This window comes from Vibrio sp. 10N.222.55.A1 (assembly GCF_041473835.1).
GTDB lineage: Bacteria > Pseudomonadota > Gammaproteobacteria > Enterobacterales > Vibrionaceae > Vibrio > Vibrio crassostreae_C.
Genome location: NZ_JBFRSX010000056.1, coordinates 1 through 13,338, shown reverse-complemented (window position 1 = coordinate 13,338; position 13,338 = coordinate 1). Strand labels below are relative to the sequence as shown.

General features: G+C 43.0%; 13 protein-coding genes. 6 read left to right on the top strand and 7 right to left on the bottom strand.

Annotated elements, in window-relative coordinates; genetic code table 11:
- Nucleotides 1-177 precede the first annotated feature (177 nt).
- On the top strand, nucleotides 178-357 hold the full coding sequence (locus AB4493_RS16870; RefSeq protein WP_017061927.1) for a hypothetical protein: 180 nt from the start codon (nucleotides 178-180) through the stop codon (nucleotides 355-357).
- A gap of 76 nt (nucleotides 358-433) precedes the next feature.
- On the opposite strand, the gene cueR is transcribed toward AB4493_RS16870, so the two are convergent.
- From cueR to zipA, 6 genes are all read right to left on the bottom strand, one after another.
- Nucleotides 434-826, bottom strand: coding sequence for a Cu(I)-responsive transcriptional regulator (cueR, locus tag AB4493_RS16865; protein WP_017061928.1), 393 nt, complete (start codon nucleotides 824-826; stop codon nucleotides 434-436).
- Nucleotides 827-919: 93 nt separating this feature from the next.
- The gene (locus AB4493_RS16860; RefSeq protein WP_102320158.1) at nucleotides 920-1,726 is read right to left on the bottom strand and encodes a DUF2057 family protein; all 807 of its coding nucleotides are present in this window, start codon (nucleotides 1,724-1,726) and stop codon (nucleotides 920-922) included.
- A gap of 98 nt (nucleotides 1,727-1,824) precedes the next feature.
- Nucleotides 1,825-2,970, bottom strand: coding sequence for a porin (locus AB4493_RS16855; protein WP_136973710.1), 1,146 nt, complete (start codon nucleotides 2,968-2,970; stop codon nucleotides 1,825-1,827).
- Nucleotides 2,951-3,106, bottom strand: coding sequence for a hypothetical protein (locus AB4493_RS16850; RefSeq protein WP_004734257.1), 156 nt, complete (start codon nucleotides 3,104-3,106; stop codon nucleotides 2,951-2,953). The genes AB4493_RS16855 and AB4493_RS16850 overlap by 20 nt, the downstream gene beginning before the upstream one ends.
- 389 nt (nucleotides 3,107-3,495) lie before the next feature.
- Nucleotides 3,496-5,508 (bottom strand): NAD-dependent DNA ligase LigA, encoded by a 2,013-nt coding sequence (gene ligA / locus AB4493_RS16845; RefSeq protein ID WP_372155487.1) that lies wholly within the window; start codon nucleotides 5,506-5,508, stop codon nucleotides 3,496-3,498.
- 92 nt (nucleotides 5,509-5,600) lie between these two features.
- On the bottom strand, nucleotides 5,601-6,629 hold the full coding sequence (gene zipA, locus AB4493_RS16840) for a cell division protein ZipA (protein WP_372155485.1): 1,029 nt from the start codon (nucleotides 6,627-6,629) through the stop codon (nucleotides 5,601-5,603).
- Nucleotides 6,630-6,858: 229 nt separating this feature from the next.
- On the opposite strand from zipA, the gene cysZ reads away from it, so the two are divergent.
- The 5 genes from cysZ (at nucleotide 6,859) to crr (ending at nucleotide 11,860) form a co-directional block, all read left to right on the top strand.
- Nucleotides 6,859-7,617 (top strand): sulfate transporter CysZ, encoded by a 759-nt coding sequence (cysZ, locus tag AB4493_RS16835; protein WP_029235129.1) that lies wholly within the window; start codon nucleotides 6,859-6,861, stop codon nucleotides 7,615-7,617.
- 237 nt (nucleotides 7,618-7,854) lie between these two features.
- Nucleotides 7,855-8,823, top strand: a complete 969-nt coding sequence (gene cysK / locus AB4493_RS16830) for a cysteine synthase A (protein ID WP_372102577.1) — start codon at nucleotides 7,855-7,857, stop codon at nucleotides 8,821-8,823.
- Between the two features lie 302 nt (nucleotides 8,824-9,125).
- Nucleotides 9,126-9,383 (top strand): HPr family phosphocarrier protein, encoded by a 258-nt coding sequence (locus tag AB4493_RS16825; RefSeq protein ID WP_004734263.1) that lies wholly within the window; start codon nucleotides 9,126-9,128, stop codon nucleotides 9,381-9,383.
- A gap of 136 nt (nucleotides 9,384-9,519) precedes the next feature.
- On the top strand, nucleotides 9,520-11,244 hold the full coding sequence (ptsI, locus tag AB4493_RS16820; RefSeq protein ID WP_372155483.1) for a phosphoenolpyruvate-protein phosphotransferase PtsI: 1,725 nt from the start codon (nucleotides 9,520-9,522) through the stop codon (nucleotides 11,242-11,244).
- A 106-nt stretch (nucleotides 11,245-11,350) separates the two neighbouring features.
- Nucleotides 11,351-11,860 carry a PTS glucose transporter subunit IIA gene (gene crr / locus AB4493_RS16815; protein WP_004737851.1) on the top strand — a complete coding sequence of 170 codons (510 nt, stop codon included), beginning with the start codon at nucleotides 11,351-11,353 and terminating at the stop codon, nucleotides 11,858-11,860.
- Nucleotides 11,861-12,345: 485 nt separating this feature from the next.
- Here crr and AB4493_RS16810 read toward each other — a convergent pair.
- The coding region (locus AB4493_RS16810; RefSeq protein WP_372155481.1) for a flagellin at nucleotides 12,346-13,338 on the bottom strand (993 nt) is incomplete at its 5' end.

The following is a 13,338-nucleotide window of genomic DNA, read 5'->3' as shown; positions in this document are numbered from 1 at the left end:
GAGCTAAAAAGGTATAAGAAAGCCAGATTTCTTACCCAATATATATATGAATAGTTAACCTTACTCTCGCTTATTTATAATTATTAAAAATGTTAAGTCCGTCCAATTTTTGAAATTTTCTTTTCCTTGTCCATACTTTCAATTATCTCAATTAGAGATAAACCTAATGGAGTTTGTATGAGACATTTTTTAATAATTCTAACGGCTATTTTCAGCTTGTCATTTGGAAGCGCTCTAGCGAGCAGTCAGTCTCCTGGTAACGGAAACATGGGGCCTATCGTTAAGTGTTCAGATGGTAACGCAGTCACTCATGTACCACTGTTGATCTGTAAACATTACGGCGGAAAGGTGCTGTGATAGGTGCTGTGATAGGTGATTAAAGTCAGGCTAGTAATGAAATTGCTGCCTGACGATTATTTAGAACTGGAATAACCTAACTGCGGCCAGATAGATTATTCAAGATAGGACATTCCGTTGAAGTATCTCCAGGGCAGTCATGTACCCAAGATTGTAGCTGCACCTTCATCTTGTTTAACTCCGCAAGCTTCAACTCTATTTCATCTAACTTCTGAGTAGCCTTCTTCTTTACTTCGTAGCTTTGTCTGTTGGGATTCATTGCCAACTCAACCAGTGACTTACACTCATCGAGAGTGAAACCAACCATTTTAGCTCTCAAAACGAACTCTAACTGTTCGATATGAATCTCGCCATATTGCCTGTAACCATTTTCTGATCGGTGCGGTGGGCTCATCATGCCTTTACTTTCGTAAAAACGAATGGATTTCGCTGTTGTACCAACACGTTTCGCTACTTCACCAATATTCACAATCTTACCTGTAAGCCTAAAATGAAAAACCGCAGTACTGCTGTTATACAATACTGCGGTTGAAAAACATAGCTAGAGACTTACGTTAGAAGCCTACTCTTGCTCTAACAGCCAAATCATAGTTTGAGATTTTTCTTCACTGTCTAGCTTATTGAACCAGTATGAAACCATTTCGATCTCTTTTGAGCCTTCTAGTAATGCTGGGTTAGCGTTCTTACGGTTCTTGAATGCCCAATCTGTTACTGCAGATTGCTCTTCTTTGGTTGCTTCACCATACCAGTAATTCACCATCTCTTGTGCTTGTGATGCTTTTGGCTCTTCAGCAACTACTGCTGCTACTGGAACAGCCGCGACTGGAGCAACCGCGATAGCTGTATGATTATTTGCACCGTTATAAATTGTGTCGATATACGCCTTTGGTACGATAAAAGTCGTGCTCATGACTGAGTTTTGGCCTTCAAGCGTAAATTCTAAATTCTTTTGTCTTGCTTGCTGAATATCAGCGTCACTTAATGGAAACTTAATATATTGAGTCTTAGTACAGTGCTCGCTGCAGCTTTCTCTTGGTACTTGTCTATCTTCTAATTCTATCGTTTTACCAAAAAAACTAACCGTTTCGTACTCTTTGTAACTTTGGAAGTAACTCACGTCCATAGTAATTGAAGATTCTGGGGCAGTATTTGGTGTTACTTCTTTATTGTATGTAAAGTAAAGCGACGACTTGAGAATGTCTGCGCCTACATTTGCTCTATTTTCTGCTACGTAAGATTGACCGGTTACTTTAATGTAACCACCTTTGGGCTGCACATCAGCAACTGAGTCTGCAAAATTACTTTGTGAATCGAGTGAACTACAAGCTCCCAAAAATAATGATAATACAACGACACTAACTTTATTCATTATGACTAATTCCTTATGTTCACTATGGAAAAACGCTGGCAAAAAGATTTACCAGCGTTTTGATTTTAATTTAACTGTTTTAAGCAGATAACTTTAACTTAGAAACCGTACTCAAGACCAATGCGAGTTACGATATCTGATGAAACCTCACCGCGGTCATTGTCAGTAAAGCTACGGCTTGCTACACGTAGATAAGGTACAAAGCCATTATCCACGTACATAAGTTGACCAGAGATAGTATCACTCTTATCTGTTGCGCTCGCTTTTAGAGAAGAATTTGAAGCAGTTGTTCCAGATAACTCTGCATCATCATTCGCTGCGTAGCCTAGTTTAAAGCCCCATGGACCATTCCAGTATTGGCCAATAATAGAGTATGAGTCTTGAGTATATTTGCGAGAACCGTTATCAATTTCTTCGCCTTTGTATGCTGCTGCAATACCAAAGCCTGCTGGTAGGCTTGCTTCAAAGCCTACAATATAAGCGAATGTATCGTCTTTATAACCATCTACTGCAGCTGTACAATCAGGTGTACCTGGTGCATCAGGGTCAAATACACAAGACTTTGCTGTATCTCCAACAACACGAGTACCAGACTCAACACCACCCATAAATGTTACTTTTTCAAAGCTGTACTTAGCGCTCGCGCCAAAGAATTCTGAATCACGAGTCGCCGCGCCACCACCATTGTCGTTATCATCACGACCAACAGAAGCTGCAAAAGAGAAACCACCGAATTTTGGCGAATCGTAACGAACTTGGTTAGATTGACGATCGTAATGACCGTTGATACCGCCCCAATCGAATACAGAACCTAGACCAGGGTTAGAGAATGGCCAATCGACGATTTCGTATAATGGCGTAAGAACACGACCCACACGTAGATTACCCCAAGAGCCAGAAGCGCCAACGAAAGTATCACGGAAACCAAGCACACCACCTGAAACGCCGCCATGACCCCAGTCTGTGCTATCTACGTAGCCAGATTCAATCTGCATTGTAATTAATACGTCATCAAACATATCTTTATGAGCACGGAAGCCGATACGAGATTCATTCTCTACAGCGTAGCCACTGCTCGCATCATCTTGATCTGTTGTGTTGTAGTTAACTAGAGAGATAGCTGCAACACCGTATACGTCAACGTTGAAATCAGAGTTGATACCAACTTCTTTCGCCATTACGCCTGTCGATAAAAGTGCAACCGTTGCACCTAGTAGAGTACGTTTAAAAAATTTGTTTTCCATGGAATAAAACTCCTAAAAATGGATATAGCTGTTTGAATATTCCCCGCCTAAAGTTGGCCGCCGTAGAGAGAAATACCTTTTCTTGTTTGAGAACCCTAAACTCTGAATTCTCTATTTCCTTTCTGGTTATACACATCATGTGCATCCATGGCATTAAGACTAACTTCGCCCTCAAAAAGATCAATGAGAACTTAATTTTCATCTAAAAAAATATGAGTTGGTGCAAATTTAATAGGTACTTAGTGATCCAGATCGATAAATAGAAAAATCCTCACCAAAACAAAATCAATACCAATAAATTCAACAACTTGAGGTAATTATCACTTTGTAAAAATAGATATGACTCGCAATTATGATACAACTAGAATGGTATTTCATTAATGTTGAGCGGCATCACTGTCCCTTTTTGAGAGTTCGTATAGGTACAAAATTCTCAACAATTAAAAAGGCATCTAATTTGCAGCAGACACAAAAAAAGCACTCCCTTTAAAGGAGTGCTTTTGAGCTTTTTTTACCTTGGTTTACTTACGAAATAAGTGCAATTAGATCTTCTTCTGTTCTTATTTCGATACCTAAATCTTGTGCTTTAGTCAGTTTAGAACCAGCGGCTTCACCCGCGAATAAGATATCCGTTTTCTTAGACACGCTACCGGTTACTTTTGCACCTAAAGCCTGCAAAGCGGCTTTCGCTTCACTACGACCTAATTGCGACAATGAACCCGTCAACACAACCACTTTACCTTCTAACGGTAGCTCTTGGTCATCCGCAACAGCTTCGATTGCAGGCCAGTTAACACCAAGCTCTAGCAACTGCTCGACTACAGCTCTGTTTTTCTCTTGCGAAAAGAAGCTTGTGATGTGGCTAGCGACGATGTCACCAATATCTGACACTTCAACTAACTGTTCATGGGTTGCTGCTTGAACCAACTCCAACGTCTTGAAGTGTTGCGCCAAGTTCATCGCAGTTGCTTCACCCACTTCACGAATACCTAACGAATAAAGGAAACGTGCCAATGTTGTGTCTTTGGCTTTATTAAGTGCACTAACTACATTTTGCGCCGATTTAGGCCCCATACGATCAAGAACTGTAATTACGCCCGCGCTAAGCTTGAACAAGTCAGCGGGCGTTTCTACCATTTCACGGTCCACAAGCTGCTCTATCACTTTTACGCCAAGGCCATCGACATCCAACGCCTTTCTCGACACAAAGTGCTTAAGCGCTTCTTTACGCTGTGCCTGACACACTAGACCGCCAGTACAACGCGCTACAGCTTCCCCCTCGACACGCTCAACCGTAGAGCTACATACAGGGCAAGCATCAGGGAAAACAATGTCTCTAGCCGTTTCAGGGCGACGATCTAGTACAACAGCCACAATTTGCGGAATAACATCACCTGCACGGCGAATAATAACGCTGTCGCCTACCTTCACGCCTAAACGCGCAATCTCATCGGCATTGTGTAAAGTGGCATTGCTGACTGTCACGCCACCAACGAAGATAGGTTCAAGTTTAGCAACCGGCGTAATAGCGCCAGTACGGCCCACCTGAAATTCAACGTCATTGAGCAGTGTAATCTCTTCTTGAGCTGGGAACTTATAAGCAATTGCCCAACGTGGCGCTCGTGCAACAAAGCCAAGTACTTCTTGAGCCGCGATATCGTCGACTTTGATAACAACGCCATCAATCTCGTAAGCCAGAGCATCACGACGAGTCATAATATCTTGGTAATAGGCTTTCACGTCTTCGAGAGAGCTCAGTTGCTTAGTCTCGGGGCACATAGGTAAGCCCCAACCTTTAAGCTGTAAAAAGCGTTGGTAGTGACTATTTGATAGCTCAGCGCCTTGTACAACACCGACACTGTATGCGTAGAAAGCTAGCGGACGTTTCGCAGTAATACGAGAATCAAGCTGACGCAGGCTACCTGCGGCGGCATTACGTGGGTTAACAAATACTTTCTCGCCTTTCTTCAACGCCATCTCATTCAACTTATCGAAACCCGCTTTTGGCATAAACACTTCGCCACGAACTTCAATACGCTGCGGCCAGCCTTCACCTTGTAACTTAAGTGGGATAGAGCTGATCGTACGCACGTTTTCAGTGATGTTTTCACCCGTCGCACCGTCACCACGTGTCGCAGCCTGAACTAAAGTACCATTCACATAGAGTAGGCTAACGGCAAGGCCATCAAGCTTAGGTTCACAACAGAAAGTCTTGAGGTTAGCGGTTGGCGCTCTATCAGACATTCGCTTATTGAACGCATCCAAATCTTCATCAGAGAAAGCATTGTCCAGAGAAAGCATTGGGATCTCATGAGTCACTTGAGTGAAACCATCGAGAGGCTGACCACCAACACGTTGGCTCGGAGAATCTACCGTCACTAGTTCCGGGTTCTCTTCTTCGATCTTTAGCAATTGCTGCATTAATCGATCGTACTCGACATCAGGGATCTCAGGGCTATCTTCTACGTAATAACGAACGGCGTGATAATGCAGAGTTTCTCTTAACTGCTCTAAGGTAACTTGAATCGATTCTTTCATATCATTCTCTATCGTGATTGAAATATCAAAAAGGGCTCCCTTAGGAGCCCTTTTCTATAAATATAGATTATTTACAAGGCTAAACAATACGGCTAGGCATTCGATGCCGTCATAAAGTCTCTGATTTGCTTGCGGTAGTCAGATAAACGGTTTGGTGTCATTAAGTTGCGTGACTCATCCAACACGTTTCCGCCCATATCGTCAGCAATTTTCTGCGCCGCACTCAGCATCACATTGAAGTTTTGATCAGCTTGACCATAACAAGGCAACGTCATAAAGAACGAAATACCTTTAGTCGTGAAGTCAGCAGGATCATCATGTTCTAGCGTTCCTGGCTGCATCATGTTTGCAACGCTGAAAATAACCTTTGGTGCAAAGCAGTGGTAAATAGACATCTCACCATAAGTTAAACCGTTGTTCTCCATGCTGCGGAAAAGTTCAGTCCCAACGAATGGGATCTCTCCAGCACAGTGAACATTAAGAACGATCACTTCTAAACCAAGTTCTTCATCTGGTTTTGCTTCTTCAACAGTCGCACTTTGCGGAGTCACGACTTCTTTCGCAACAACGGGCTCTCTTTGAGTAAGCGTTTCGTTTGGAACGACTGGCTCATCAACTGTTTCAGAAGGCTCTTCAAACGAACCGTACTGCACTTTAAAGCCGGCATGGTTTTCTTTTTGCTCGTCAGTCAACTCAAAGCTTGGAACTTCAGGCTCAACGTCCTTCTCTTCCTCAATCACTTCAGGTTCACTTTCAACCTTAATTGGGTCTTCTACGCTGAAAGAAGGAAGATCATTTAATTCGATATCATCTTCGTAAGCTTCTTTCGCTTGTGGCGCTGTTAGCGGATCTGAGTCGATCAGCGGATCAGTATCAGAGGGTGAAACAGCAAAATCCGGCTCTTTACGTTCTTTTCGGATTATCTCAAAATCATCTTCTGGGGCGAATGAACGATTTGGAATAGTTTCGGCTTCATCTAAGCTGTCGTTATCAAGCTTACCGAGCGGCTTATCTCCAAACTTTGCTTTCCCTTCTTTTTTACTCGTCCATAGACCATGGAACAATAATGCGGCGATAGCTAATGCGCCAACAATAATGAGTACAAATCGCAATTCCTGCATTTTTCGCTCTCAGCTTTCTTAGTCAACTAGCTATAAACACGCTGTCACTAAGTTGGGTTAATTTGGCTAATCTCACTACTCTATCAAAAGTAGCCACTGTTTTAGAACAACTTAATACAATTAGTTCCTTACATGGTGTGATTTTCACCACGCTTTTTTTCTTAATTTCGGTCGAGTACACTAGACATGTTTGCTATTTAACCAAATTCACATGTGACCTAATTTAAATATGACTATTGAATCTGTTCCCCGCTCCGGCTTTGGCTATTTTATTTTCGGAATAAAAATCGCTTTATCACCGAGCATTCGTAAGTTTGTACTAATGCCACTTATCGCGAACGTGTTACTCGTTGGTGGTGCCTTGTTTTATATCTTCTCCAACCTAAACACTTGGATTGAAGGTTGGATTGGTGCATTGCCAAGTTTCTTGTCGTGGTTGTCATACATTTTATGGCCATTACTTGTGTTAACCGTCTTGGCCACATTCTCGTATTTCTTTAGCACGCTCGCTAACTTCATTGCCGCACCGTTCAACGGTTTACTCGCGGAAAAAGTTGAAGAGTTGTTGAGCGGTAAAAAAGTTAATGACGATGGTTTACTTGATGTCCTCAAAGATACCCCACGTATATTAGCGAGAGAATGGCGCAAGCTTGTCTACATTCTGCCAAAAGCGATCGGTTTATTCCTACTTTTGTTAATTCCAGCACTAGGGCAAACCGTTGCTCCGTTTTTATGGTTCATTTTCACAGCATGGATGTTAGCGATTCAATACGCCGACTACCCGTTCGATAACCATAAAATCAAATTTGATGACATGAGAAACAATTTGAAACAAAAACAAGGTAAGAGCTACAGCTTTGGCGCGCTTGTTTCTGTGTTCACTACTATTCCAATTTTAAACCTGATTGTGATGCCCGTTGCCGTTTGTGGCGCGACAGCAATGTGGGTTGCTGAGTTTAAAGACCAAGCTCTACGTTCTCGTCTATAGTTCTCGTCTCTAACCCTTTCTACACTTCCTAGTTTCGCCTATCTTTTTGAAGTTCTGATTTCAATAAAGATAGGCGTCAATTCTGCTACATATCTATATGATATAACTTTTTAATCCTTTTACCTTTTTTTCAACTTGTTTAATCTAAATTCAAGCTGAACAAACATCGAAAGACACTAGACGGTAAAGTGATTGATATACTACGTTTAGTTCTGTCATTAAATGAAGGAATATCGCATGAGCAAGATCTACGAAGACAACACCCTAACGATTGGTAACACACCTCTAGTCCGCCTTAACAAAGTAAGCAAAGGTAACGTCCTAGCTAAGATCGAAGCTCGTAACCCAAGCTTCAGTGTTAAGTGCCGTATCGGTTCTAATATGATCTGGGAAGCAGAAAAAGCAGGTACGCTTAAGCCAGGTATCGAGCTTGTTGAACCTACCAGTGGTAACACAGGTGTTGCACTTGCATTCGTAGCAGCAGCACGCGGTTACAAACTAACGCTAACTATGCCTGAATCAATGAGCCTAGAACGTCGTAAGCTGCTTAAAGCGCTTGGCGCAAACCTTGTGCTAACTGAAGCACCAAAAGGCATGAACGGCGCGATTGCTAAAGCAGAAGAGATTGTTGCTTCAGACCCAGACAAATACCTACTACTTCAACAGTTCAACAACCCTGCTAACCCACAGATTCACGAGCAGACGACTGGTCCTGAAATTTGGGAAGCAACAGACGGCGAAATCGACGTGTTTGTAGCGGGTGTTGGTACGGGCGGTACTATCACTGGTACGAGTCGTTACATTAAAGGTGAAAAAGGCAAAGCGATTACTTCAGTCGCGGTTGAGCCGGCTGAGTCTCCAGTGATTGCACAGGCACTTGCAGGTGAAGAAATCAAACCAGCTCCACACAAAATTCAAGGTATCGGTGCAGGTTTCATCCCTGGAAACCTAGATTTAGAGATTATTGACCGTGTTGAATCGGTAACTTCTGAAGAAGCGATTGAGATGGCTCAACGCCTAATGAAAGAAGAAGGTATTCTTGCAGGCATCTCATCTGGCGCGGCAGTTGTAGCAGCAAACAGAATCGCCGAACTACCTGAATTTGCAGGAAAAACTATCGTTACTGTACTACCAAGCTCTGGTGAGCGTTACCTAAGCACAGCCCTATTTGCTGGCCTCTTTACGGAAAAAGAGAACCAACAATAATATGTGGTCAAATCAATTTTTCGTCCAAAAAAGCCCCGTTTAGGGGCTTTTTTGTTGATCCCTGCCCCACCTTTGGTAATATCAGGTCTGTTTTATTTTTCGCTTCAAAATAAAAGAAGCAATAAACAAATTCTGAAAGTCATGAGTACTCAGCAAAAGACGACCATGGCTGGATAAAAATTTATAACCAGTCTAAGTTCTAACACGAACATGGCGTACTAGCCTCTAGCGCATTTGGGCTAAAGCAGTTAAGCTAATCTGGTTACAAACTTACAAAAAATAAATTAATTGGGGTATATAAAATGTACGAGAAGCAAGTAGAAATCACAGCAGAAAACGGTCTTCACACTCGTCCAGCTGCACAGTTCGTTAAAGAAGCAAAATCTTTCGACGCTGACATCACAGTGACTTCTAACGGCAAAAGCGCTAGCGCGAAAAGCCTGTTCAAACTACAAACTTTAGGCCTAGTAAAAGGTACTAACGTTACTATTTCAGCTGAAGGTCCTCAAGCTCAGCAAGCAGTAGACCACCTAGTTGCTCTTATGGATCAACTACACTAATACGGTCTCCTTCTTTCAAAGCCATTTTGCATAGCAAAGTGGCTTTGTTCGAAATAGATAGGAATAAGCGCGACATTAGTCGACGACTTAAAGTCACACACTCTCCCGTTTACAGTTGAACAACTAAGGTAAGGCTATGATTTCAGGCATCCTAGCATCTCCTGGTATTGCTTTCGGTAAAGCACTACTACTTCAAGAAGATGAAATTGTCCTAAACACTCAATCTATCTCTGACGACCAAGTTGAAGCAGAAGTACAGCGTTTCTTTGACGCTCGTAACAAATCTTCTCAACAACTTGAAGTTGTTAAGCAAAAAGCACTTGAAACTTTTGGCGAAGAAAAAGAAGCAATCTTTGAAGGCCACATCATGCTGCTTGAAGATGAAGAGCTAGAAGATGAGATTTTAGCACTCATCAAGAAAGACAAGATGCACGCAGACAACGCGATCCACACTGTGATCGAAGAGCAAGCTGTTGCACTAGAGTCTCTTGATGATGAGTACCTAAAAGAACGTGCAACTGATATCCGTGATATCGGTACTCGTTTCGTTAAAAATGCTCTAGGCATTAACATTGTATCTCTAGCAGATATCAATGAAGAAGTTATCCTAGTAGCTTACGACCTAACGCCATCTGAAACTGCACAAATCAACCTAGACTACGTTCTTGGTTTCGCTTGTGACATCGGCGGTCGTACATCTCATACTTCAATCATGGCACGTTCTCTTGAACTTCCAGCTATCGTTGGTACTAACGATATCACTAAGCAAGTTAAGAACGGCGACATGCTTGTGCTAGACGCGATGAACAACAAGATCATCATCAACCCTTCAGATGCTGAATTAGCAGAAGCTAAGAAAATCAAAGAAGATTTCGAAGCAGAAGCAGTTGAACTAGCAAAACTAAAAGATTTACATGCTGAAACTCTAGACGGTCACCGTGTAGAAGTTTGTGGCAACATCGGTACAGTAAAAGACTGTGACGGTATCCTGCGTAACGGCGGTGAAGGCGTTGGTCTGTACCGTACTGAATTCCTATTTATGGACCGTGACGCGCTTCCTACTGAAGAAGAGCAATACGTTGCTTACAAAGAAGTAGCAGAAGCAATGGAAGGCGAGTCAGTGATTATCCGTACTATGGATATCGGTGGCGACAAAGACCTACCATACATGGACCTTCCACAAGAGATGAACCCGTTCCTAGGCTGGCGTGCAGTACGTATCAGCTTGGATCGTCGTGAAATCCTACGTGACCAACTACGTGGCATCCTACGTGCATCTGCACACGGTAAACTACGTATCATGTTCCCAATGATCATTTCTGTTGAAGAGATCCGTGAACTGAAAAAAGCAATCGAAGAGTACAAAGTTGAACTTCGCGCTGAAGGCCTAGCTTTCGATGAAGAAATCGAAATCGGCGTAATGGTTGAGACTCCAGCAGCTGCTGCAATCGCACACCACCTAGCGAAAGAAGTATCTTTCTTCTCTATCGGTACTAACGACCTAACGCAATACACTCTTGCGGTAGACCGTGGTAACGAAATGATTTCTCACCTATACAACCCACTATCTCCTGCTGTTCTTACAGTAATCAAGCAAGTGATCGACGCATCACACGCTGAAGGTAAGTGGACTGGTATGTGTGGTGAGCTTGCTGGTGATGAGCGTGCAACGCTACTTCTTCTTGGTATGGGTCTAGATGAGTTCTCTATGAGCGGTATCTCTATCCCTAAAGTTAAGAAAGTAATCCGTAACTCTAACTTCGCTGAAGTTAAAGCAATGGCTGACGAAGCACTATCTCTACCAACAGCTGCTGAAATTGAAGCTTGCGTAGAAAAGTTCATCGCTGAGAAAACTCAGTAATCGCCAATCGCTTAATAACGTTAGACGGCTAAAAATAGTCGTCTAATTTGTTAGATTGGTATAGTATATTCTACAGAATAAAACTAAACGTTAGGAGCATGACACAATGGGTCTGTTTGACAAACTGAAAAAGCTTGTATCTGATGACAGCGCTGATGCTGGTGCAATCGAAATCATCGCACCTCTTTCTGGTGAAATCGTAAACATCGAAGATGTGCCAGATGTAGTTTTCGCTGAAAAAATCGTTGGTGACGGCATCGCGATCAAACCAGCTGGCGACAAAATGGTAGCTCCAGTTAACGGTACTATCGGTAAGATCTTCGAAACTAACCACGCATTCTCTATCGAGTCTGACGACGGTGTTGAGCTTTTCGTTCACTTCGGTATCGATACTGTTGAACTTAAAGGCGAAGGCTTCACTCGTGTAGCTGAAGAAGGTCAATCTGTTAAAGCTGGTGACACTATCATCACTTTCGACCTAGCGCTTCTAGAAGAGAAAGCAAAATCTACGCTTACTCCAGTTGTTATCTCTAACATGGACGAAATCAAGGAGCTGAACAAGCTTTCTGGTTCTGTAACTGTTGGCGAAACTCCAGTTCTTAAAGTAACTAAGTAATTTCGATTACTTATCTGCTTTAATTAAAACGCTACCTAAGGGTGGCGTTTTTTGTGCCTGCTATATAGTTCTAATGCCAGATTACCAGCCGCTTTGGCCTTATACCTAACAACTACAAATCCCCTTCTTCTTTGGGCCTCTCACGAACAGAGATCCCTGACATCTCGCTCGGTTCGATTCTGGGATGACGATTAAACACTATGGTTTAAGCCTGAGTGATTGTTACTCAAACCGACCTCTTCTATACAGTTAGCTATAGAGTCACCAATACCCAACTCCCGTCATTCCCTACAGTGAGGCACGAACGTGATAGGGAATCTCGCTTTCCAATCAACTACCAACACCACAACTCCCCTCTCTTCTCCAAATTGCAGGCAATAAAAAACCCAGCCGAAGCTGGGTCTGTTTAGCGCTCATCTCTCACCACGAGCTAATTTGTGGAAGCCTAACGTCAACACTATTGGTCAACGTGGCTTTTCAATCGATTAACCTAGTAGGCTAAGTGCCGAGTTCGGTGCTTGCTTCGCTTGAGCAAGAATCGAGCTTGAAGCTTGAGAAAGGATCTGAGACTTAGTCATCTGAGTCGTTTCTTTCGCGAAGTCGGTATCTTTAATACGGCTCTTAGATGCGTTAACGTTCTCGTTAATGTTGTCTAAGTTGCTGATAGCGTGGTCGAAACGGTTTTGGAAAGCACCTAGCTCAGCACGGTGACTGTCTACATACTTAAGGGCCGCATCGATTACTGCTACAGACTCTTGTGCGCCGCCAACAGATGTTACGTCGATAGTATCAACCGTTACGTCTTTAGCTGCTTGAATACCTAGCTCGCCCGCAAGACCGCCAGAGAAAGACACATCGCCGCTCACTTTGTTGTTGCCTGTGAACATTTGTAGCTTGCCGTCTTCAGTAACAGACGCTTTAACAGAATCTTGTTGACCGTTGATGTAAGTCGCTAGCTCTTCGATGTCATCACCCGCTTTTGCGCTGATGTCGATTTCTTGTGCTTGGCCGAAGTTGTCAGTGAACGACAGTTTTAGGTCGTTAGAGCCCGCTTGAACGTTCCAGTCTTTGTCTTTCGCGTTCTCAGTTTGGTAGCTCTTACCACCCATCTGAGCGTTATCAGAGCGCATGTCTTTCAGTTGAAGCATTACAGCTTCACCGTTATCCGCACCGATTTGGAATGATTTAGTACCGTGAGTACCGTTAAGCAGCTTGTTACCACCAAAAGACGTCGTTTCCGCGATACGGTTCAGTTCGTCGTTCAGTGCTGTTACTTCTTCTTGAATCGCTACACGCTCAGATTTTGAGTTTGAGCCGTTTGAAGATTGTAGAGACAAATCACGCATACGTTGCAGGATGTTAGTCGTCTCGTTCATTGCACCTTCAGCTGTTTGTGCAATTGAGATACCGTCGTTCGCGTTACGTACAGCAACATCAAGACCACGACTTTGAACGTTCAAACGGTTCGAGATTTGTAG

Excerpts from the sequence above, each read along its gene's own strand:
- AB4493_RS16870 (WP_017061927.1), top strand. The coding sequence starts at position 178 with ATGAGACATTTTTTAATAATTCTAACGGCTATTTTCAGCTTGTCATTT.
- AB4493_RS16860 (WP_102320158.1), bottom strand. The coding sequence starts at position 1,726 with ATGAATAAAGTTAGTGTCGTTGTATTATCATTATTTTTGGGAGCTTGT.
- AB4493_RS16855 (WP_136973710.1), bottom strand. The coding sequence starts at position 2,970 with ATGGAAAACAAATTTTTTAAACGTACTCTACTAGGTGCAACGGTTGCA.
- AB4493_RS16850 (WP_004734257.1), bottom strand. The coding sequence starts at position 3,106 with ATGTGTATAACCAGAAAGGAAATAGAGAATTCAGAGTTTAGGGTTCTC.
- ligA (WP_372155487.1), bottom strand. The coding sequence starts at position 5,508 with ATGAAAGAATCGATTCAAGTTACCTTAGAGCAGTTAAGAGAAACTCTG.
- zipA (WP_372155485.1), bottom strand. The coding sequence starts at position 6,629 with ATGCAGGAATTGCGATTTGTACTCATTATTGTTGGCGCATTAGCTATC.
- cysZ (WP_029235129.1), top strand. The coding sequence starts at position 6,859 with ATGACTATTGAATCTGTTCCCCGCTCCGGCTTTGGCTATTTTATTTTC.
- cysK (WP_372102577.1), top strand. The coding sequence starts at position 7,855 with ATGAGCAAGATCTACGAAGACAACACCCTAACGATTGGTAACACACCT.
- AB4493_RS16825 (WP_004734263.1), top strand. The coding sequence starts at position 9,126 with ATGTACGAGAAGCAAGTAGAAATCACAGCAGAAAACGGTCTTCACACT.
- ptsI (WP_372155483.1), top strand. The coding sequence starts at position 9,520 with ATGATTTCAGGCATCCTAGCATCTCCTGGTATTGCTTTCGGTAAAGCA.
- crr (WP_004737851.1), top strand. The coding sequence starts at position 11,351 with ATGGGTCTGTTTGACAAACTGAAAAAGCTTGTATCTGATGACAGCGCT.